The sequence below is a fragment of the Pseudomonas sp. GM49 genome (assembly GCF_000282355.1).
Lineage (GTDB): Bacteria > Pseudomonadota > Gammaproteobacteria > Pseudomonadales > Pseudomonadaceae > Aquipseudomonas.
Window position 1 is genome coordinate 1 of record NZ_AKJL01000135.1, and the last position, 21,185, is coordinate 21,185.

The window sequence follows — 21,185 nt, forward strand, 5'->3', positions numbered from 1 at the left end:
CCGGCGATCATTCCCTCGGAAATCGACGTGAGCCTGGATGTCGAGCGTGCCCTCGGCGTTGAGGCTGTCGATGTGCTGGGTTCCAATGAACTGTTTGTGGTGCTGGAGTCCGAGCAAGCGGTGCTCGACTGCAAGCCGGACATGGTCGCCCTGGCGAAGTTGCCATGGTTGGGCGCTATCGTGACGGCGCGGGGTGAGCAGCACGACTTCGTTTCCCGGTACTTCGCCCCGGCAATCGGCATCAATGAAGACCCGGTGACCGGATCGACCCATTGCCTTCTGATTCCGTACTGGTCGCAGCGTTTAGACAAGTCGAGCTTGACGGCCTGTCAGCGTTCGGCCCGGGGTGGGGAATTGTTCTGCCGACTGGAAGGGGAGCGGGTGAAGATTGGCGGGAATGCGACGTTGGTGGCGCGTGGAACGCTGATGCTGGGCTAACGCAAACCCAGTGTAGGAGCGAGCTTGCTCGCGATGGACGACAACGATAACGCGTGCAACCGGAATGAACGCGTTATCCAGACGTTTTTCGCGAGCAAGCTCGCTCCTACAGGGTTTTTGTGTATCAACTGGCCGCGCTGTAACGCCGGACACCCGATTCAACAACCGGAATCTGCGCCGCCGTGCTGCCGGAAGCCTGGAACAACACCAGGTGTTCAGCCGCGACACGAATACCCACATCCGCCCCAACCTGACGATCGACATGGCTCGGGAAGATCGATTCCAGCTGTGCGCCTGTCGGCAGTTGCAAGCGATACAGGGTCGAAGCCCCCAGGAATGTCTTGCCGGCGATTCGCGCCTTCAGTGCGCTGTCCGGTGCATAGACGATATCGTCCGGGCGCAGCAGCACATCCACGGCACCGCCTACCGGCCAGGTGTAGGCCCGATTGCCGCGCAACTCACCCAGCTCGGTTTGTACCGACTCCGGGCTGCTCAACTGACCGCGAATGAAATAGCCCTGGCCGATGAAGCTGGCCACAAACGGTGTCAGTGGTTCGTGGTAGAGGTTGTAGGGCGTATCCCATTGTTCCAGGCGACCTTCCTTGAACACGCCAACGTGGTCGCTGACCGCGAAGGCTTCTTCCTGGTCGTGAGTCACCAGAATCGCGCTGGTGCCACGGGCCTTGAGGATGTCGCGCACTTCATGGCTGAGCTTGCGGCGCAATTCACCATCGAGGTTGGAGAACGGTTCGTCGAGCAGCAGCAGTTGCGGTTCCGGCGCCAGGGCACGGGCCAGGGCGACACGTTGCTGCTGACCACCTGAAAGCTCGTGGGGGAAGCGCTTGCCGAGGTTCTTCAGGTTGACCAGTTCCAGCAGCTCTTCGGTAACTCGATCCTTTTGCGGATGCTTGCGAATGCCGAAGGCGATGTTGTCGGCCACGCTCAAATGCGGAAACAGTGCGTAGTCCTGGAACACCATGCCAATGCGACGTTTCTCCGGGGCAAGGGTGAAACCGGCGCTGGAGATCGTCTCGCCAGCCAACTGGATTTCACCTTCATGCACCGGCTCGAAACCGGCAATCGCCCGCAGCGTTGTGGTTTTACCGCAACCCGAGGAGCCCAGCAGGCAACCGATGTCGCCCGCGTTCAGATGCAGATTGAGGTTTTGAACCACTCGCTGGTCCTGATAACCGCAAGCGAGGTTGCGCAGGTTAAGCAGTAATGGCTGGCTCATGCGTGGTGGTACGAAGGCGGAACGAGGAATTCGAGCAAGGCTTTTTGCGCGTGCAGACGGTTTTCGGCTTGATCCCAGGCAACCGAGCGTTTGTCATCGAGCAGGTCGACGCTGATTTCTTCGCCGCGGTGCGCCGGCAGGCAATGCATGAACAGCACGTCTTCAGCAGCCAGGTCGAGCAGGGCGCAGTTGACCTGATACGGTGCGAACAGCTGCAGGCGCTTGGCGGTTTCCTCTTCCTGACCCATGGAGGTCCAGACGTCGGTGCTTACCAGGTGCGCACCGCGCACGGCATCTTTCGGGTCGCGAACGATGGTGACCCGATCGCCGGCCTTGGCCAGGAACACCGGGTTGGGCTCGTAGCCTTCCGGGCAGGCAACACGCAACTGGAAGTCGAACTGGATCGCCGCTTCTATATAGCTGTTGCACATGTTGTTGCCGTCGCCGATCCAGGCCACGGTCTTGCCCTGGATGGAGCCGCGGTGTTCGAGGAAGGTCTGCATGTCAGCCAGCAACTGGCACGGATGCAGGTCGTCGGACAGGCCATTGATCACCGGTACGCGGGAGTTGGCGGCGAATTCGGTCAGGTTGCTGTGGGCAAAGGTACGGATCATCACTGCGTCGAGCATGCTCGACATGACAATGGCGCAGTCGCCGATCGGCTCGCCACGGCCCAGTTGAGTGTCACGGGGCGACAGGAAGATCGCCTGGCCGCCGAGCTGGATCATGCCGGCCTCGAAGGAGATCCGGGTGCGGGTCGAGGATTTCTCGAAAATCATCCCCAAGACGCGGTTTTTCAGAGGCTCGAACAGTACGCCGCGGTTACGCAGGTCCTTGAGCTCAACGCCTCGACGGATCACGCTGACCAGCTCTTCGGGCGTGCAATCCATCAGGGAGAGAAAGTGCCTTGCGCTCATCATTGACTACCTTTTTGCTACAAACCGCAGATGCTCAAAGCCTTGTTTAACGGAACAACGGGCGAGACCTGCGGCGTAAGCCGCACGGGGCGACGAAATAGGGGAAGGCGCGATCTTATAATTAAATGTCGCGTCTTACCAATAGGGCTACAGTTTTTAGGGAGTTTCAGAGGTGCTACGGGTTCACCGAGGTAGCGCTTTTGAAGCCTGTTTCCTGACAGCAGCGTCTCATTTGTACACCGGCCTCTCGGGGCTTGGCAATCAGGCGGGGCGGCAATGGTGCGCTGACAGTCGGTTTCTGACCTGTCATTCATCCCTGCCAGGCTCGACGAACAGGGGCGCCTGATCGGCGAGCTGACCGGTGTGCATGGCCCTCCACGAACCGATTGAAGCCCTTCAGTAAATCCACTTGCAGGCGCCGCCCAGGCTGCCTTCGAACTGAGCTCTGGCGGCTATCGGCTGGCCTGATGACCCTCGATTCACAAGACGAACGTCGCTGGCGCGGTGACGGGTCTGGCGCCATAGTTTTGCTTCCGTGGCCAACGTTGCCCGCCCATAACAAGACAGAGACTGGCCATGACCAAGACTCTCCATCATCGTGCATGCCATTTGTGCGAAGCCATCTGCGGCCTGACCATCGAAACCACCGAGGTCGAAGGTGGTAACGTCCAGATCACATCGATCAAGGGCGACCCCCAGGATACGTTCAGCCGTGGGCACATCTGCCCCAAGGCCGTGGCCCTGCAAGACATTCAGAACGATCCGGATCGCCTGCATCAGCCCATGCAGCGGGTGGGCAATGAGTGGCAGCCCATTGAGTGGGAAGCGGCATTCAATCTGGTCGCCGAACGCCTCGCCGCCATTCAGGAGCATCACGGACAAAATGCCGTGGCGGTCTATCAAGGCAACCCCAGCGTGCACAATTACGGGCTGATGACCCACAGCAATTACTTCCTCGGCCTGCTGAAAACCCGCAACCGGTTTTCTGCCACCTCGGTCGATCAATTACCCCATCACCTGACCAGTCATTTGATGTACGGCCACGGTTTGTTGCTGCCAATCCCGGACATCGATCACACCGATTTCATGCTGATCCTGGGCGGCAATCCACTGGCTTCGAACGGCAGCATCATGACCGTGCCGGATGTGGAAAAACGCTTGAAGGCGATACAGGCTCGAGGCGGCAAAGTGGTGGTGGTCGATCCGCGTCGTAGTGAAACGGCGGCGATTGCCGATCAGCATCTGTTCGTGCGCCCTGGCGGCGATGCGGCGTTGTTGTTCGGTCTGCTCAATACGTTGTTCGCTGAAGGTCTGACCTGCGACAGCCATCTGCCGGTAGACGGTCTGGAGGATGTGCGGGAGGCCGTCGCGCGGTTTACCGCCGAGGCCATGAGCCCGTTGTGCGCTGTACCAGCGGAACAGATCCGCCAGTTGGCGCGGGACTTCGCCGCGGCACCGAGTGCAGTCTGCTATGGCCGCATGGGCGTCTCGACCCAGGCCTTCGGTACGCTGTGTCACTGGGTGGTGCAGTTGATCAACCTGGTCACCGGCAACCTCGATCGTGTTGGTGGGGCCTTGTGCACTGAACCGGCGGTGGACCTGGTGGCGACGACTTCGGGTGGGCATTTCAACTTGTGGCAGAGCCGGGTTTCCGGGCGTCCGGAATACGCCGGAGAGCTGCCGGTGTCGGCGCTGGCCGAAGAGATGCTCACCGAAGGGGACGGGCAGGTACGGGCGTTGATCACCGTGGCGGGCAATCCGGTGCTGTCCACGCCCAATGGCCGAAAACTCGAGCAGGCGCTGGACGGTCTGGAGTTCATGGTCAGTATCGATTTGTACATCAATGAAACCACGCGTTACGCCGACCTGATCCTGCCGTCCACATCGGCGCTGGAAAACGACCATTACGACACGACGTTCAACCTGTTTGCGGTGCGCAACGTCAGCCGTTTCAACCGCGCAATCCTCGCCAAACCCAAAGGTGCATTGCACGACTGGGAGATCTTCGTCGGGCTGGCCAGGGCATTTGCCGCCAGGACCGGCAAAGAGTTGAAGCCGACCATCGCCCCGGCGCAAATGATCGATCGCGGCCTGCGCATGGGGATGTACGGCGATACTTCAGAGCACAAGCTGTCATTGGCGACTTTGTTCGATCATCCACATGGTGTCGATCTGGGAGCGCTCAAGCCCAACCTGGCACCACGCCTGAAGACGGCCAATCAACGCATCCAGGCCGCGCCGGCCGCGATTCTCGCTGACCTGACGCGCTTCGCGGTCTTGCAGGCGCCAGCCGCCGACGAGTTGTTGATGATTGGCCGCCGACATGTGCGCAGCAACAACTCATGGATGCATAACTATCATCGGTTGGTGAAGGGCAAGCCACGTCACCAGTTGCTGATGCATCCGGACGATCTGGCCAGTCGCGGACTCAGCGACGGGCAACGTGTGCGGGTCAGTTCACGGGTGGGTGTGATTGAGGTTGAGGTGCTTGGCAGTCTGGATATGATGAAAGGAGTGGTCAGCCTGCCGCACGGCTGGGGCCATGCGCGGCCGGGTGTGCAAATGACGATTGCCAGCAGCCAGCCGGGCTCCAGCGCCAACGACCTGACCGACGACTGCCAGCTTGACGAGTTGTCGGGCAATGCCGCGCTCAATGGCGTGCCGGTGACCGTGGCGGCGGCTTGAATCAGTCTGACGGAGAGACCGAGCAGGGCGCTCGGCTTTCCGTTACAATGCGCCACCGTGCCGACCCATGAGTCGGAAAGTTCAGCCGAGGTGCTCCATGGATATCATCGAAACGATTAAAGAGCAGATTGCCAACAACACCATTCTGCTTTACATGAAAGGCTCGCCGAATGCCCCGCAGTGCGGCTTCTCCGCGAAAGCCGCGCAGGCCGTGATGGCGTGTGGCGAAAAGTTTGCGTACGTGGACATCCTGCAGAACCCGGAAATCCGCGCCAACCTGCCAAAATACGCCAACTGGCCAACCTTCCCACAGCTGTGGGTTGCCGGTGAGCTGGTCGGCGGTAGCGACATCATGACTGAAATGGCTGCTGACGGTTCGCTGCAGAGCCTGATCAAGGACGCCGCCGCCAAGGCCGCTGCTGCCAAGACCGAAGCCTGACCAACACCTCCTGTGGGAGCGAGCTTGCTCGCGATGGACTTGAGGTTGACGCGTTTAATCAGGAAGCACGCGTTATCGTTAACGTCCATCGCGAGCAAGCTCGCTCCTACAGAGACAGCAGGTATTAAAAAGCCCCGCCACTCGAAAGAGGGCGGGGCTTTTTATTGAGGCAACTCCTACTCGTCTTCGCCCATCTGCGATTGCAGGTAGTTTTCGATACCGATTTTATCGATCAGGCCCAACTGGGTTTCCAGCCAGTCGATATGTTCTTCTTCGGACTCGAGGATGTCTTCAAGCAGTTCACGACTACCGAAGTCGCCAACGGTTTCGCAATGAGCGATAGCCACTTTGAGATCTGCGTGACCAATGCGTTCGATACGCAGGTCGCACTCAAGCATTTCCTTGGTGTGTTCGCCGATGTGCAGCTTGCCCAGGTCCTGGACGTTCGGCAGGCCCTCAAGGAACAGGATCCGCTTGATCAGCTTGTCCGCATGCTTCATCTCGTCGATGGATTCGTGGTACTCGTGCTTGCCGAGCTTGTTCAGGCCCCAATCTTCATACATGCGTGCATGCAGGAAGTATTGATTGATCGCGACCAGCTCATTGGCGAGGATCTTGTTGAGATGCTGGATGACTGTAACGTCGCCTTTCATGATGGGGTCCTGCCCTTTATTAGCTGTCAATAGAGCAGAGTTTGAGCCGCGTATTTAAGAGTGTCAAACCTAAGTTATTGAAACTTAAATGAAAATTAATCGGAATAAGAATGTTTGTGTTCCGCGTCTAGAGCATAACTAGTTGATTTTGAGGCATAAAAAAACCGGACATATGTCCGGTTCTTTGAAATTCGATATTTAAGCCGCTGTAAATTCTGCTGGAAAAGGAATTGCAGCCTGGGCCGTTTGCAGTTTTGTCAGGGTCTCGCGGACCACTTCCTTGGCGAGGCAGGCACATTTGCCGCATTGACTTGCAACGCCGGTGGCCACACGGACTTCCTTGTAGCTGCAGCATCCTTCATAGATCGCATCGCGGATTTGACCGTCGGTGACGCCAGTGCAGAGGCAAACATACATAAGGAAGGACCGTCGCTGATTGTGACTCAATTGCGATGGATCTTAATGTTAACGAGAATGATTGTCAAAGTGCTTTCAGAGCACTTTTCCTCATAAGGGTGTGCGCCTGACGAACGGTCTGTCGCACAAAGTCAGTGAAGAAAGCCGAGTGTCGATTTTACCGTCCCGGGAAAAAACAGCTAAGACAGCTCAAACACGCGGTGTATGATGGCCAGTCTTTTGCGACCGGGGATCGTGTCACAGGGCTGTCGCCTCAGGGTGGCAGGCTGGTGCGAACCCTGTTTCTCACGCTATTACACCAGGAGATATCCAATGAGCGTACTCGTAGGCAAACAAGCCCCTGACTTCACCGTACCGGCCGTACTCGGCAATGGCGAGATCGTTGACAGCTTCACCCTGTCTTCGGCGATCAAAGGCAAATACGGCCTGGTGTTTTTCTACCCGCTGGACTTCACCTTCGTTTGCCCGTCCGAGCTGATCGCTCTGGACAACCGCATGTCCGAGTTCAAGGCACGCAACGTTGAAGTGGTCGCTGTGTCGATCGACTCGCACTTCACCCACAACGCATGGCGTAACACCCCGGTCAACAATGGTGGTATCGGCGAAGTCCGCTACACCATGGCTGCCGACATCAAGCAGGAAATCATGAAGGCCTACGACGTTCAGTCCGCTGACGGTGTGGCTTTCCGTGGCGCGTTCCTGATCGACGACAAAGGCGTTGTCCGCTCGCAGATCATCAACGACCTGCCGCTGGGCCGTAACATGGAAGAGCTGTTGCGTCTGGTCGACGCTCTGCAATTCCACGAAGAGCACGGCGAAGTCTGCCCTGCCAACTGGAAGAAAGGCGACAAAGGCATGAACGCTTCGCCAGAAGGCGTTGCGGCTTACCTGACCGAGCACGCTGCCGCTCTGTAAGGCGCACGTTCCAGCTATAAAAAGCAGGTACAAAAAAACCGGCCATCGAGGCCGGTTTTTTTATGGGCGGGAATAAATCTGCGACTGAAATCCCTGTAGGAGCGAGCTTGCTCGCGATGGACTCAAGAACACCGCGGGGAACCAGAACGCCCGCGTTATCGTTCACGACCATCGCGAGCAAGCTCGCTCCCACATTGATTCGTGAGTGCCATCAATCGTTGAAGTCTTCCCAGCCACCCATTTGTTTCCAGCGATTGACGATGCCGCAAAACAGCTCCGCTGTCTTCTCGGTGTCGTAGCGCGCCGAGTGAGCCTCACGACCGTCGAAGTCGATGTCCGCTGCCTGGCAAGCCTTGGCCAGCACCGTCTGGCCGTAGGCGAGACCCGCGAGCGTGGCGGTATCGAAACTGGAGAACGGATGGAACGGATTGCGCTTCATGTCCAGGCGCGCAACCGCCGCATTCAGGAAGCCCAGGTCGAAACTGCTGTTATGCCCGACCAGGATCGCCCGTTTGCAGCCATTGGCCTTGAGGGCCTTGCGCACGCCGCGGAAGATATCGTTCAGGGCAGACTCTTCACTCACGGCCATGCGCAGCGGGTGATCGAGCTTGATCCCGGTGAACTCCAGGGCGGCTGCTTCGATGTTCGCGCCTTCGAACGGTTCGACACGGAAGAAGTAGGTGTGATCCGGATAAACAAAACCCTTTTCATCCATGGCGATGGTGGTCGCGGCGATTTCCAGCAGGGCGTCGGTGGCCGAGTTGAAGCCACCGGTTTCTACGTCGACGACAACCGGCAGGTAACCACGGAACCTGGCGGCCATTGGATGACGAGGGCCGCCTCCGCCGCCATTGCCTTCCAGTTCGTCGTCGAAATGGTCTTCACTCACGCGTGTTCCTCCAGCAGGCGCCAGCGCAGTTTTTCACCGGCGCGCAGCGGGATAACGGTCAGCTCGCCAAACGGCAGGCTGGTGGGGGCGGTCCATTCTTCGCGGACCAGGGTGATGCGATCGGTGTTGGCCGGCAGACCATAGAACCGAGGGCCGTAGAGGCTGGCGAAGGCTTCGAGCTTGTCCAGCGCATTGCGCTGTTCGAAGGCTTCGGCATACATCTCGATGGCAGCAAAGGCGGTGTAGCAACCGGCGCAACCGCAGGCCGCCTCCTTGGCGTGCTGGGCGTGGGGCGCCGAGTCGGTACCGAGGAAAAACTTCTCGCTGCCGCTGGTGGCGGCGTCGAGCAGGGCTTCCTGGTGCGTATTGCGCTTGAGGATCGGCAGGCAATAGAAGTGCGGCCGAATCCCGCCCACCAGCATGTGGTTTCGGTTGTACAGCAGGTGGTGAGCCGTGATGGTCGCGCCTACGTTGGCCGGAGCCGAGTTGACGAACTGCACGGCGTCCGCGGTGGTGATGTGTTCGAAAACCACTTTGAGGGTCGGGAAACGTTCGACCACACGGCGCATGTGCTCATCGATGAAGATTTTTTCGCGGTCGAACACGTCGACATCGCCACGGGTGACCTCACCGTGAACCAACAACGGCATCCCGACTTCGGCCATGGCCTCGAGTGCAGGGAAGATCTTGTCGATGCTGGTGACGCCAGAGTCCGAGTTGGTGGTCGCGCCGGCCGGGTACAGCTTGGCGGCGTGAATGAATCCGCTGGCCTTGGCCTCGCGAATTTCTTCAGGCTGGGTGCGGTCGGTCAGGTACAGGACCATCAGCGGCTCGAACGAGCTGCCGGCCGGGCGGGCAGCGAGAATCCGCTGGCGATAGCCGTCGGCTTCGGCCGCGGTGCGCACCGGTGGAACCAGGTTGGGCATGATGATGGCGCGGCCAAAGGTGCGCGCGACATCCGCGACGGTATTGGTCAACACGGCACCATCGCGAAGATGAATATGCCAGTCGTCGGGACGCAGCAGGGTCAGGCGGTCGGACATGAGGGGATTCCAGGCGGGTCAAACTCAAGGGAATGCTACCGGAAAAGACTCTTGCAGGCACTCGCTATCAAGTTTTGCAGGAAGCATCCGATATCCAACAGGTATGCCGTAAACATCTGTGTGTCGGTCTTTTTGTTGTAGAAGCCAGTGGAGCCTCCCGTGCGCCAGCGTTATTTAGCCTTGCTCAGTGTGTTTGCCAGCCTCCCGGCAATGGCGCTCACTTTCCAGACCCGTCTGGAGAACATTGAGTGGACGGTCGAAGGAGACAAGTTCGAATGCCGTCTGACGCAACCGATTACCGACTTCGGTACCGGCGAGTTCGTGCGTCGTGCCGGCGAGCAGGCTATTTTTCGTCTGAAAACCTACAACCCGATGATCGGCGGCGGTTCGGCGACCTTGCTGGCCGCTGCGGCACCGTGGCAACCGGGGCGTGACGATATCAATCTGGGCACGGTGAGAATCGGCAGCGGCAACGTGTTGTTCAACAGTTCACAGGTTCAGGCCGGACGCCTGATCAACGGTCTGATGGACGGTCGCAGCCCGGTGGTTCGCCATTCCTCGGGGGATGGCCGGGTCTCGGAAGTGCGTTTGTTGCCGGTCAGGTTCAACAAGGCCTTTGCTGATTACCAAGGTTGCGTGGCCAAATTGTTGCCGCAGAATTTCGAGCAGGTGAAGCAATCCGAAATCGGCTTCCCGGGCGGCGGAATCGAACTCGACAGCGCCGCGAAGGCCAAGCTGCAGGTGATGCTGGAGTACATGAAGGCCGATCCGGCGGTCAATCACATCGAACTCGACGGTCACTCCGACAACAGCGGCAACCGCCTGACCAACCGCGACCTGTCGCGGCGCCGAGCCCTGGCAGTGATGGAGTTCTTCAAGGCCAACGGCATCCAGGAGTCACAGATCACCGTGCGTTTCCATGGCGAACGTTATCCGTTGGCGCCTAATACCAGCAACGCCAACCGCGCGAAGAACCGTCGAGTAGCGGTACGTCTGGAGCGCGGAGCACCCACGGAACAAGTCGCCCCGCAGGCGACGAAAGCGGCCACTTCGGCAACTTCCTGACTTTTCGGTCATCGTCGCGCTCTCGACAGATTCTGTCGCTTTGTCGTCATAAGCTGTCGCGCCACTGTAAATTATCCTGCATGAGCGGTAGACTTCACGGCTTTCCGTAGAACCCCGTGGAGTGATGGCATGGCGGACGTAAACAAGGTCGTTCTGGCATATTCCGGCGGCCTGGACACTTCGGTGATCCTCAAGTGGCTGCAGGATACTTATAACTGTGAAGTGGTGACCTTCACCGCTGACCTGGGTCAGGGCGAAGAGGTCGAACCTGCACGCGCCAAGGCTCAGGCCATGGGCGTCAAAGAGATCTACATAGACGACTTGCGCGAAGAGTTCGTGCGCGATTTCGTTTTCCCGATGTTCCGCGCCAACACCGTTTACGAAGGCGAGTACCTGCTGGGTACTTCCATCGCTCGTCCGCTGATCGCCAAGCGCCTGATCGAAATTGCCAACGAAACCGGTGCAGACGCCATTTCCCATGGCGCCACCGGCAAGGGTAACGACCAGGTTCGTTTCGAACTCGGTGCGTACGCCCTGAAGCCAGGTGTGAAAGTGATCGCTCCGTGGCGCGAGTGGGACCTGCTGTCCCGTGAAAAGCTGATGGACTACGCCGATAAGCACGCGATCCCGATCGAGCGCCACGGCAAGAAGAAGTCCCCGTACTCCATGGATGCCAACCTGCTGCACATCTCCTATGAAGGCGGCGTGCTGGAAGACACCTGGACCGAGCACGAAGAAGACATGTGGCGCTGGACCGTTTCCCCGGAAAACGCTCCAGACAAGCCGCAGTACCTGGAACTGACCTACCGCAACGGCGACATCGTCGCGCTGGACGGCGTCGAAATGACTCCGGCCACCGTGCTGGCGACCCTGAACCGTATCGGTGGTGAGCACGGTATCGGCCGTCTCGACATCGTCGAGAACCGCTACGTGGGCATGAAGTCCCGTGGCTGCTACGAAACCCCTGGCGGTACCATCATGCTGCGCGCCCACCGTGCGATCGAATCGATCACCCTGGACCGCGAAGTGGCTCACCTCAAAGACGAGCTGATGCCCAAGTACGCCAGCCTGATCTACACCGGCTACTGGTGGAGCCCTGAGCGTCTGATGCTGCAACAGATGATCGATGCGTCCCAGGTCAACGTGAACGGCGTTGTGCGCCTGAAGCTGTACAAGGGCAATGTGATCGTTACTGGCCGCAAGTCCGACGACTCGCTGTTCGACGCCAACATCGCTACCTTCGAAGAAGATGGCGGCGCGTACAACCAGGCGGATGCAGCGGGTTTCATCAAGCTCAATGCCCTGCGCATGCGCATTGCGGCGAACAAAGGCCGGAAACTGTTCTGAGACCTTTGAAATCGTGATGGGTGCCTGACCTCGTCCTCGACGAGCTCAGGCACCTGAAAACGGGGTGTGACGCCAGTTACTACGTTGTCGGGTGTTTTCGTTTCCGCTGACGATTTCCTGTTTTTCTCCTTCCAGTAGTCCGTCCTGTACTACGCGTTGTCGTTGGCCGGTTGTCCGGCTTGATCAACGACCGACAACCTGTGCGAGTCCAGATTGTAGGCAGCATAAAAGGCGGCACAGCGCTTCCTGGTCTGCTTTGAGTATTTAAGCGCACAGGCTTTCAGAAAAGTCTCCGAAACGGCACAAGTGACAAACAGAATCACGTAAGCCGTCTTTTCCCGTGGCTTGCGGGTATTTTCCAGCAGCGCGCCAAACTCGACCTCCTTGCTCATCCAGCGTGCATCAACGATGTACAGGTCTTTTACAAGTTCCGGTAACTGAAGCTGATGCTGAACAAAGAGGGTGGTTTGCAGACCAAACTCTGTTGGCGGGTCCTGTGCGCCGCAGGGCGTCCGGGCTGTCTGCCGGTCATTCGTTGAGGTTTCCAGAGCGGAATTCCCAGGCGGCTTCCCGGACGCTTTTTTTTCCGGCCTCCCAGCATCATCCATGACCTTCATGAAGTGTTTTCCCTTTTCAAAGTCGGAAGGCGCATAAAGTGACTTGTAGTTGAAGTTGAGTGTCGCGAAAAAAAGCAAAAGTAAGTAAAACGGAAAGCTGATCAGAAACCAGACATAGAGCTCTCTTTCCTCTTGGTCAAGGAAGGGGAGAGAAACGGCTGCCGAAGTTTCAGAGAGTGCTGCGAATATCGCGATAATTGTCATCGGGTTGGTAATTTGTTTTCTTATCATGTTCTGTACTCATGCCGGATTGTCTTTTCTCGAATGATTATGAAGTTGGTTTGATGTGGCGATTATTGTAGTGATTTTTATTGTTTTCTGGTTTTGACAGGTGTTTTTGTTTGTTTGGTTGCTGTTCGATTTTTTTGGATGTTGGGTGTGTTTTAATGATTGCTCAAAAAAAATTATTTGTTGTAAGAGTAATTGGATGCTTGGTGTGTGATATTTCTTGTGTGAATGTTGAGTGCGTAAATGTCAGTTACATTTTAACGGAGGACTAGAAACTTATGTTTTTCAGGGCGCGACGGTTCAGGCAGGCTCTCGGAAAATTTTGGTCGTAAATCGATAGAGGCGACTGCTGGAAAGTACGACACACTGACGCTGATACAGTTTTCAACTCATTCCGCTCGAGGGTTTCTTGTAGGAGAAATCCGTGTTGTTTGTAGGGGATGTCTCTTGGTGCAGGTGGCTGGAAGGGGCGACATGCCATGGGTGAAACGACTAGGCTATTGTGCGGGCTCTAAAAATTCGAACAGCGAAAATTGGACTTGCCCATGAATAAAGTGCTGATCGTGGATGATCACCCCGTCATTCGTCTTGCGGTACGTATGCTGATGGAACGTCATGGCTACGAAGTTATTGCAGAAACCGATAATGGTGTGGATGCACTGCAACTGGCCCGTGAACTTATGCCGGATATTGTCATTCTGGATATCGGGATTCCGAAACTGGACGGGTTGGAAGTCATCGCGCGTTTGTCATCGACCTCAATGCCGATGAAAGTGCTGATTTTGACTTCCCAGGCGCCGGGGCATTTTTCCATGCGTTGCATGCAATCCGGTGCGGCCGGTTATGTCTGCAAGCAACAAGACCTGACGGAGTTGCTCAGTGCAATAAAGGCAGTGTTGTCAGGCTACAGTTACTTTCCCAATCAAGCCTTGCATACCGTGCGTTGCAGTCTGGGGAATGCAAGTGAGGCCGATATGGTTGATCGATTGTCGGGGCGGGAAATGATGGTCCTGCAACAGTTGGCTAAAGGAAAAACCAACAAAGAGATTGCCGATGGAATGTTTCTCAGTAATAAAACCGTCAGTACCTACAAGACCCGTCTGTTGCTCAAACTGAATGCGCGGTCTCTGGTCGATCTGATCGAACTGGCACAACGCAATGGTCTGGTGTAATGAGGTAACTGCGCGACAAGGAGCGCCTGCCAGGGCAGCCACCAGAAAAAAAGCCTCCGTTTCGGGAGGCTTTCAGGTGTCATAAGTCAAAATCGTAATCGGCCAATTGCTTTTGCAGTCGGCGCTCCTCCAGCAGATTGTCGATGGTGCGGCGTTTGCTCAGATTAGTTTTCGCTACTTCAACCACCGGCTCAGCGTCATCGGTTTCGGCGGTGGTGAAGTCGTCTTCTACGTCCAATTGCTCATTGCTAGTACTCATTTAATTACTCCAGGCTTAAGAAGGCCTTTGGCGCTCCTTATATCGACAATCTCCCGGCGGGTAAAAAAGTTTTTTTCAATCGATAATTCAAAAAACCCAAGAGCGCCTCAATCGTCGGAGGTTTTGTGCTTGTATTCGCACAAGTCCTCGATCCGGCAGCTTCCGCATCGTGGCTTGCGAGCCAGGCAAACATAGCGGCCGTGAAGGATCAGCCAGTGATGGGAGTCGAGCAGGTACTCCTTGGGCACGAATTTCATCAGCTTTTTCTCGACTTCCACCACATTCTTGCCGGGAGCAATGCCGGTCCGGTTGCTGACCCGGAAAATATGCGTGTCGACGGCCATGGTCAGCTGACGAAATGCGGTATTGAGTACCACATTGGCGGTTTTGCGGCCGACACCGGGCAGCGCCTCCAGCTCTTCGCGGGTTTGTGGCACTTCACCGGCGTGGCGCTCGACCAGCAAGCGACAGGTCTCGATCACGTTTTTCGCTTTGCTGTTGTACAGACCGATGGTCTTGATGTACTCCGACAGTCCTTCGACACCCAGGGCATGGATCGCTGCCGGGGTATTGGCGACCGGGAACAGTTTGGCTGTGGCCTTGTTGACGCCGACATCGGTCGACTGCGCCGAGAGAATCACGGCAATCAGCAATTCGAACGCAGAGGAATAGGCCAGCTCGGTCTTTGGTTCCGGGTTGTCCTCGTGCAGTCTGCGGAATATTTCCAGACGTTTTGCGGCATTCATGGGTGGTGCGTTTCCTCGAAGGCAATCAATGTGTGGGCGTGGGGCGCCAGGCCTGCCAGGCGGCGATCAGCAATCCGAGCAGAATAAACCCGCCAGGGACCAATGTGGCCAGGCGCAGACCGCCATCGGCCATCAGCACCCAGCCTTGCCAGTCAGCTTGCGTTGTGCCGGTCAGCCACGACAGATGGCTTGCGAGTGTCCCGTTGCCGATAATTTCGCGCAGTAGGCCCAGTGCGATCATCAGCGTGGCAAACAGGCCATTGAGGCGCAGGCGTTGGTGCCAGCCGTTCTGAAAGAACCCGGTGTGTTCCAGAACGACGCATTGCAAGGCGATCAAGGCGCCATAAAACCCCAGATGCTGCTGCCATTGCAGCGACCAGGCCTGTGCCATGAGTTCCGCGCAACTGGTGAGCGTGGCCGCCAACAGGATGCTCGCCAGCAAGCGGGTCGCCGGGACCAGTCGGGATCGCAGGGCGCCCATGGCCAGGCTGAACAACTGGGTCACCACCATGAACATCAGGCACAGGCCAACTGCGGCTACCAGTGAGTGGGTGGCGCCGATCAGCGGCGTCAGCATCAATGCGTTGCGCAGAGTCGATGAGTTATCCATGGGCAGGGTTTCCGAGCAGTTGTTGTCGGTGTTCATCAAAGTAGCGCAAGGCATCGTGGACGGCATTGATCACCGCTCTTGAGGTGATGGTCGCGCCTGCGATCTGATCGAACTGCCCCTGATCTTTTTTCAGCGCCCAGCCGCTGTCGTTGGGATCTGTTCGAGATTTACCGGAAAAAATCTGAAGCCAGGCATTGGGCCAGTCGGCGATCCGTGCCCCCAGTCCTGGTGTTTCCGACTGTTTGAGGGTTTTAACGCCCAGCAACCGGCCATTGGCGTCGACAGCGATCAACAGGTCGATGGCACCGGCGTAGCCAAGGGTTTGACTGCGCAGCAACACCGCGACGGGTTGATCGGCCCGGGTCGCCAGATAACCACCGAGCAAGGCGCTGTTGGCCAGGGCGGTTGCATCGATCCTGATGGGGTGTTCGAGCGGTTGATTGTCGTAGCTGTCTGGCGGGATCAGGTCCAGCAGATTACGGCTGTCGATCAGGCGCTGTTCGGCTGCAATGCGCGGCGCGCTGCCGAGCTGCACGAAGTACGTCATGCCGAAGCCCAGTGCGGCCAAAAGCACCAGCAGAGCGATGCTTGATGTCCGGCTCATTGCGCCTCCGGCTGTTGTCTGGCCGCCACGAACCGCTCCAATGCCGGCACGCACAGGTTCATCAACAGCACGGCGAAGGCGATGCCGTCCGGATAGCCGCCCCAGGTACGAATCAGATAAGTCAGAAGCCCGACGCCGACGCCGAACAGCAATTTCGCGCCAGGGCTTCTGGCGCCGGACACCGGTTCGGTGATGATGAAGAATGCCCCCAGCATGGTCGCGCCGCTAAGCAGGTGAAAAAGCGGCGAGCCATGGGAGTCGGAGCCCGACCCGTTCCAGCACAGCAGGCTGATGATGAACAGGCTGGCCAGCATGCCGACCGGTGCATGCCAGCTGATCACCCTTCGTTGCAGGAGAAACATTCCGCCAGCCAGAAACGCCAGGTTCACCCATTCCACACCCCGGCCGCCGAAGTGGCCGAATGCCGGGTTGCCGGCAAACAGTTCATCCATGGTCAGGCTTTTGTTGATCCGCAGACTGTCCAGTGCCGTGGCCTGCACCCAGGCATCCGGCGCATGGCCGACACCGAACACTTGCTGCAAGCCGCTCAGCAGGTCCATGCCATGGGACGATGGCCAATGGGTCATGGGTTGGGGGAAGGTCACCAGCACCAGAGCAAAACCGAGCATCGCCGGGTTGAAGGGATTCGTGCCGACGCCGCCATACAGGTGCTTGCCGAAAATCATCGCCAAAGCGGCTGCACTGAGGGTCAGCCACCATGGGCAGTATGGCGGCAGTGCCAGAGCCAGCAACGTGGCACTGACCAATGCGCTACCGTCACTCAGGGTCGGCCTCAGCGGTCGCTTGCGCCAATGCACGACGGCGGCCTCGACGGCCAGCGCAGCAGCGGCTGCCAGAACCAGATTGATCAACACGCCCCAGCCGTACAGCCAGAACGCCACCAGTATTCCCGGCAGCGTGGCCAACAGCACCAGTTTCATCGCCTGTTGCAGGCGAACATCAACCGCTTCAAGGGCCGGCATGGGCGTCCACCTGGCGTTCGGCTTCGCCGAGTGCGCGCTCCAGGGCTTCGATGTGTTCCGCCGGTGCTTCGTTGGCCTGTGCCTTCTTGAGTTCGGCGCGGCGCATGGCCAACTGGATCTTGGCCCGTTTCAGATCGGCATCATTTGACGACACGGCTGCGACCGTCGGTGCAGGAACGGGTGGGGCGGCGCTTTCCAGTTGCACCAGGTGTTGTTCAGCGGCTTCGAACTGTTGTTGCAGGGCGATCAGCTGCGATTGCTGTTCGAAGGTCGGCGGATGTCCGAAGGCCTTCAGCGATTTGTGCAGCTGTGCCCGGCTCATCGCCACATCGATCTTGGCCTTTTTCAGCGCAGCATCGGCATTGGCAGTTTTCTGGGCGCGGACACGCTCGAGGGCGGCCTGCACCGGATCGACTGCCGCTTCTGCTGGTTGCGCGGCTCGCTGTCGGGCCTGGCGCTCGGCGATTTTCTGTTGCTCCTCACGCTGCAGGCGGGCATTGCGCTGTTCGAAGCGGTGCCGTGCGTGATCGCGCTTGAGGGTGCGGGCCTGCCGCGCCTGCGGTGTGAGGGCCAGGCCCCCGACAACGGGCAGTACCGTGTCCGGCAGCAACGGGCGCATTTCGATACAGTCCACCGGGCACGGTGCCACGCAGAGATCGCAACCGGTGCACTCATCGATGATCACCGTGTGCATCAGTTTGGCCGCGCCGACAATGGCATCGACCGGACAGGCCTGAATGCACTTGGTGCAACCAATACACTCGGCTTCGCGAATATAGGCGATCTGCGCAGGTGCCGAGCCGCGAGTGATGTCCAGCTCCAGCACCGGCACCTTCAGCAACTCAGCCAGGGCCGCGATGGTTTCATTGCCGCCGGGCGGGCACTTGTTGATCGGCTCGCCGTTGGCGATGCCTTCGGCGTAGGGCTTGCACCCGGGGTGGCCGCACTTGCCGCATTGGGTTTGCGGCAAGAGTGCGTCGATGAGTTGAATCAGACTCATGTTTTGATCAGTCCGCTGAATCCGAGAAAGGCCACTGCGATCAGGCCGGCACCGATCAGGTTGATCGGCAAGCCGCGAAAGGGCAGGGGAACATCGCTGTCGGCCGTGCGTTCACGCAAATCCGTGAACAGGCTCAACACCAGCCAGAAGCCCAGCCCTGCACCAAGGCTCAAGGCTGTGGCGTGAAAGAAACCCTTTTCCTCCTGAGCGTTGAGCAAGGCCACGCCGAGCACGCCTGCGTTGCCCAGCAGCAACGGCCAGAGGCCTTCGAACGACAGTGTCGAAAACACCCGCGCCAGTAGCTTCAGTAACGGGTCGATCAGCAGCACGCTCAATGGCAGAAACAAAAACAGGCGCAGCGGCGTCAATTGCAGCGGCACCAGCAACCAGTGATAGAGCGCGTAGCCGAGCATGCCCACGACCAGCATCAGGCATGTCGTCGCAATGCCCAAGGCATGGACCTGACGGCGCTGGCCGGCCAACAGCGGATCGATGGCCAACGGCCAGTGCAACACGATGTTGTTGATCAGGGCGGCGCTGATAAGCGTAAGAATTGCTTCGGTCATGATCGTGCCGACAGTTTTGTAGGAGCGAGCCTGCTCGCGATGGACTCAAGAGCGCCGCGTTCAACCTGTGGGCACGCCTTATCGTTAACGACCATCGCGAGCGAGCTCGCTCCTACAGGAGATGTTCTAAAAAGAGTAGGCATTATCCGGCAAGGCGGGAGGGGGGGCCAGACATGAAAATCCCACAGCCGCGCCAGGCACGACTGTGGGATCGGTTTTCCGCGGGAAATTACTTGATCCGCTGACCCGGCTTGGCGCCGCTGTCAGGGCTGAGCAAGTAGATTTCTTCACCGCCAGGGCCGGCCGCCATCACCATGCCTTCGGAGATGCCGAACTTCATTTTCCGTGGCTTGAGGTTGGCGATCATCATGGTCAGGCGACCATTGAGCTTGGACGGGTCCGGGTAGGCGCTCTTGATCCCGGAGAACACGTTGCGTTGCTCGTCACCGATGTCCAGGGTCAGGCGCAGCAGCTTGTCGGCGCCTTCCACGTGTTCGGCCTTGACGATCAGCGCGACGCGCAAATCGACGGCGGCAAAGGTGTCGAACTCGATTTCCGGCGACAGCGGATCCTTGGCCAGTTCGCCGTTGCCGACAGGTGCGGCTTCGCCGGTGTCGGTCTGGCTGGCGGTCAGGTCTTCTTTCGACGCGTCGGTCATGGCTTGCACCTTGACCGGGTCGATACGGGTCATCAGCGGCTTGAACTCGTTCAACTGATGGTTGCTGAGCAAGGTCGCGTGGTCGTTCCAGGTCAGCGGCGCAACGTTGAGGAACGCCTCGGCGTCGGTGGCCAGCAACGGCAGCACTGGCTTGAGGAAGATCACCAGCTGGCGGAACAGGTTGACGCCGGTGGCGCAGATGGCCTGGACTTCATCCTGTTTGCCTTCCTGTTTGTTCAACGACCACGGCGCCTTGTCGGCGATCCAGGCGTTGGCGCGGTCGGCCAGGCCCATGATCTCGCGCATGGCGCGGGCGAAGTCACGGGCTTCATAGGCATCGGCGATACCTGGCGCGGCGGCCAGGAAGGCTTCGGTCAGCTCAGGCGCGGCGTTGGTATCGACCATCACACCGGCATTGCCCTTGTTGATGAAGCCGGCGCAACGGCTGGCGATGTTGACGACCTTGCCCACCAGGTCGGAGTTGACCTTCTGCACGAAGTCTTCGAGGTTCAGATCGAGGTCGTCGACGCCACGGCCCAGCTTGGCCGCGTAGTAATAGCGCAGGTATTCCGGCGACAGGTGATCCAGGTAAGTCCGGGCCTTGATGAAGGTGCCACGCGACTTGGACATTTTCTGGCCGTTGACGGTCAGGTAGCCATGCACGTTGATCCCGGTCGGCTTGCGGTAGCCGGCGCCTTCGAGCATGGCTGGCCAGAACAGGGCGTGGAAATTGACGATGTCCTTGCCGATGAAGTGGTACAGCTCGGCGGTGGAGTCCTTGCCCCAGAACGCGTCGAAGTCCAGCTCCGGCGTGCGGTTGCACAGGTTCTTGAAGCTCGCCATGTAGCCGATCGGCGCATCCAGCCACACGTAGAAGTACTTGCCCGGCTCGTCGGGAATCTCGAAGCCGAAATACGGCGCATCACGGGAGATGTCCCACTGTTGCAGGCCAGCATCCAGCCATTCGGCGATCTTGTTGGCCACTGCATCCTGCAGGGTGCCGCTGCGGGTCCAGGTTTGCAGCATTTGCTGGAAGTCTGGCAGCTTGAAGAAGAAGTGCTGGGAATCCTTGAGCACCGGGGTGGCGCCGGAGATCGCCGACTTCGGATCCTTCAGGTCGGTCGGTGCGTAGGTTGCGCCGCATTTTTCGCAGTTATCGCCGTACTGGTCTTCGGTGCCGCATTTCGGGCAGGTGCCCTTGATGAAGCGGTCGGCCAGGAACATTTTCTTTTCCGGGTCGAAATACTGGGTGATCGAGCGCGTGGCAATGTGCCCGGCGTCACGCAGTTTCAAGTAGATCTGGCTCGACAGCTCACGGTTTTCTTCGGCGTGAGTGGAGTGGAAGTTGTCGAAGTCCACCAGGAACTCGGCAAAGTCGGCGCTGTGTTCAGCCTGGACGTTGGCGATCAGTTGTTCCGGGGTGATGCCTTCCTTTTCCGCGCGCAGCATGATCGCCGAACCGTGGGCGTCGTCGGCGCAGACATAGATGCATTGATTGCCGCGGTGCTTCTGGAAGCGCACCCACATATCGGTCTGGATGTATTCCAGCATATGGCCGAGGTGAATCGAACCATTGGCATAGGGCAGGGCGCTGGTGACGAGGATCTTGCGTGGCTCGGACATGGGGCTCGGCTACTTGATGAAACGGAGGTCGGCCACTATAAAGCGCCGGCGCATATTTTTCACCCCTGTGGCGAGGG

22 protein-coding genes are annotated in these 21,185 nt (G+C 58.4%); 7 read left to right on the plus strand and 15 right to left on the minus strand.

Translation table 11 applies throughout. The features are described from left to right. On the plus strand, nt 1-438 hold a 438-nt coding region (locus PMI29_RS16440), incomplete at its 5' end, for a PhzF family phenazine biosynthesis protein (RefSeq protein ID WP_007997484.1). A gap of 124 nt (nt 439-562) precedes the next feature. Here the strand turns inward: PMI29_RS16440 and PMI29_RS16435 are convergent. Beyond that, the gene (locus PMI29_RS16435; protein ID WP_007997485.1) at nt 563-1,672 is read right to left on the minus strand and encodes an ABC transporter ATP-binding protein; all 1,110 of its coding nucleotides are present in this window, start codon (nt 1,670-1,672) and stop codon (nt 563-565) included. Then, nucleotides 1,669-2,589, minus strand: coding sequence for an ornithine carbamoyltransferase (argF, locus tag PMI29_RS16430; RefSeq protein ID WP_033052334.1), 921 nt, complete (start codon nt 2,587-2,589; stop codon nt 1,669-1,671). The genes PMI29_RS16435 and argF overlap by 4 nt, the downstream gene beginning before the upstream one ends. Before the next feature lie 576 nt (nt 2,590-3,165). Between argF and PMI29_RS16425 the strand changes: the two genes are divergently transcribed. Together PMI29_RS16425 and grxD are read left to right on the plus strand one after the other, a co-directional pair. Continuing rightward, the gene (locus PMI29_RS16425) at nt 3,166-5,274 is read left to right on the plus strand and encodes a molybdopterin oxidoreductase family protein (RefSeq protein WP_007997487.1); all 2,109 of its coding nucleotides are present in this window, start codon (nt 3,166-3,168) and stop codon (nt 5,272-5,274) included. 97 nt (nt 5,275-5,371) lie between these two features. After that, a complete protein-coding gene (gene grxD / locus PMI29_RS16420; RefSeq protein ID WP_007985871.1) occupies nt 5,372-5,713 on the plus strand; it encodes a Grx4 family monothiol glutaredoxin in 342 nt (113 codons plus the stop codon). Between the two features lie 176 nt (nt 5,714-5,889). Here the strand turns inward: grxD and bfr are convergent, their stop codons facing one another. Together bfr and PMI29_RS31060 are read right to left on the minus strand one after the other, a co-directional pair. Then, the gene (gene bfr, locus PMI29_RS16415; RefSeq protein WP_007997488.1) at nt 5,890-6,366 is read right to left on the minus strand and encodes a bacterioferritin; all 477 of its coding nucleotides are present in this window, start codon (nt 6,364-6,366) and stop codon (nt 5,890-5,892) included. 198 nt (nt 6,367-6,564) lie between these two features. Further along, nucleotides 6,565-6,783 (minus strand): bacterioferritin-associated ferredoxin, encoded by a 219-nt coding sequence (locus tag PMI29_RS31060; RefSeq protein WP_008053520.1) that lies wholly within the window; start codon nt 6,781-6,783, stop codon nt 6,565-6,567. Between the two features lie 312 nt (nt 6,784-7,095). Here PMI29_RS31060 and PMI29_RS16410 point away from each other — a divergent pair, with 312 nt between their 5' ends. After that, nucleotides 7,096-7,698, plus strand: a complete 603-nt coding sequence (locus PMI29_RS16410) for a peroxiredoxin (protein WP_007971324.1) — start codon at nt 7,096-7,098, stop codon at nt 7,696-7,698. Nucleotides 7,699-7,909: 211 nt separating this feature from the next. Here PMI29_RS16410 and rnt read toward each other — a convergent pair whose 3' ends face one another. Both rnt and pyrC read right to left on the minus strand, forming a co-directional pair. Next, nucleotides 7,910-8,587 carry a ribonuclease T gene (gene rnt, locus PMI29_RS16405; RefSeq protein ID WP_007997489.1) on the minus strand — a complete coding sequence of 226 codons (678 nt, stop codon included), beginning with the start codon at nt 8,585-8,587 and terminating at the stop codon, nt 7,910-7,912. Further along, a complete protein-coding gene (gene pyrC, locus PMI29_RS16400; protein ID WP_007997490.1) occupies nt 8,584-9,630 on the minus strand; it encodes a dihydroorotase in 1,047 nt (348 codons plus the stop codon). The genes rnt and pyrC overlap by 4 nt, the downstream gene beginning before the upstream one ends. Nucleotides 9,631-9,789: 159 nt before the next feature. Between pyrC and PMI29_RS16395 the strand changes: the two genes are divergently transcribed. Together PMI29_RS16395 and PMI29_RS16390 are read left to right on the plus strand one after the other, a co-directional pair. After that, nucleotides 9,790-10,695, plus strand: coding sequence for a flagellar protein MotY (locus tag PMI29_RS16395; protein ID WP_007997491.1), 906 nt, complete (start codon nt 9,790-9,792; stop codon nt 10,693-10,695). 129 nt (nt 10,696-10,824) lie between these two features. Next, nucleotides 10,825-12,042, plus strand: a complete 1,218-nt coding sequence (locus PMI29_RS16390) for an argininosuccinate synthase (RefSeq protein WP_007985864.1) — start codon at nt 10,825-10,827, stop codon at nt 12,040-12,042. Nucleotides 12,043-12,191: 149 nt separating this feature from the next. Here PMI29_RS16390 and PMI29_RS16385 read toward each other — a convergent pair whose 3' ends face one another. Beyond that, nucleotides 12,192-12,890: a hypothetical protein gene (locus PMI29_RS16385; RefSeq protein WP_007997492.1), complete on the minus strand. Its 699-nt coding sequence runs from the start codon at nt 12,888-12,890 to the stop codon at nt 12,192-12,194. Between the two features lie 542 nt (nt 12,891-13,432). Between PMI29_RS16385 and PMI29_RS16380 the strand changes: the two genes are divergently transcribed. Continuing rightward, complete coding sequence (locus PMI29_RS16380; RefSeq protein WP_007997493.1) at nt 13,433-14,059, plus strand: response regulator transcription factor; 627 nt, start codon at nt 13,433-13,435, stop codon at nt 14,057-14,059. A 79-nt stretch (nt 14,060-14,138) separates the two neighbouring features. Here the strand turns inward: PMI29_RS16380 and PMI29_RS16375 are convergent, their stop codons facing one another. The 8 genes from PMI29_RS16375 to metG all read right to left on the minus strand — a co-directional run bounded on the left by PMI29_RS16375 (nt 14,139) and on the right by metG (nt 21,108). Then, nucleotides 14,139-14,318, minus strand: coding sequence for a PA3496 family putative envelope integrity protein (locus tag PMI29_RS16375; protein WP_007997494.1), 180 nt, complete (start codon nt 14,316-14,318; stop codon nt 14,139-14,141). Nucleotides 14,319-14,425: 107 nt separating this feature from the next. Beyond that, nucleotides 14,426-15,064: an endonuclease III gene (nth, locus tag PMI29_RS16370; RefSeq protein ID WP_007997495.1), complete on the minus strand. Its 639-nt coding sequence runs from the start codon at nt 15,062-15,064 to the stop codon at nt 14,426-14,428. A 25-nt stretch (nt 15,065-15,089) separates the two neighbouring features. Then, a complete protein-coding gene (locus PMI29_RS16365) occupies nt 15,090-15,674 on the minus strand; it encodes an Rnf-Nqr domain containing protein (protein WP_007997496.1) in 585 nt (194 codons plus the stop codon). Next, nucleotides 15,667-16,278 carry an RnfABCDGE type electron transport complex subunit G gene (locus PMI29_RS16360; protein WP_007997497.1) on the minus strand — a complete coding sequence of 204 codons (612 nt, stop codon included), beginning with the start codon at nt 16,276-16,278 and terminating at the stop codon, nt 15,667-15,669. The genes PMI29_RS16365 and PMI29_RS16360 overlap by 8 nt, the downstream gene beginning before the upstream one ends. Then, nucleotides 16,275-17,261: an RnfABCDGE type electron transport complex subunit D gene (locus tag PMI29_RS16355; protein WP_007997499.1), complete on the minus strand. Its 987-nt coding sequence runs from the start codon at nt 17,259-17,261 to the stop codon at nt 16,275-16,277. Before PMI29_RS16355 ends, PMI29_RS16360 begins: the two co-directional genes overlap by 4 nt. After that, entirely contained in the window at nt 17,248-18,261 is a 1,014-nt protein-coding gene (gene rsxB / locus PMI29_RS16350) for an electron transport complex subunit RsxB (RefSeq protein WP_007997500.1), read from the minus strand. Before rsxB ends, PMI29_RS16355 begins: the two co-directional genes overlap by 14 nt. Beyond that, a complete protein-coding gene (locus PMI29_RS16345) occupies nt 18,258-18,827 on the minus strand; it encodes an Rnf-Nqr domain containing protein (RefSeq protein ID WP_007997502.1) in 570 nt (189 codons plus the stop codon). Before PMI29_RS16345 ends, rsxB begins: the two co-directional genes overlap by 4 nt. 229 nt (nt 18,828-19,056) lie before the next feature. Next, on the minus strand, nt 19,057-21,108 hold the full coding sequence (metG, locus tag PMI29_RS16340; RefSeq protein WP_007997504.1) for a methionine--tRNA ligase: 2,052 nt from the start codon (nt 21,106-21,108) through the stop codon (nt 19,057-19,059). Between the last annotated feature and the right edge of the window lie 77 nt (nt 21,109-21,185).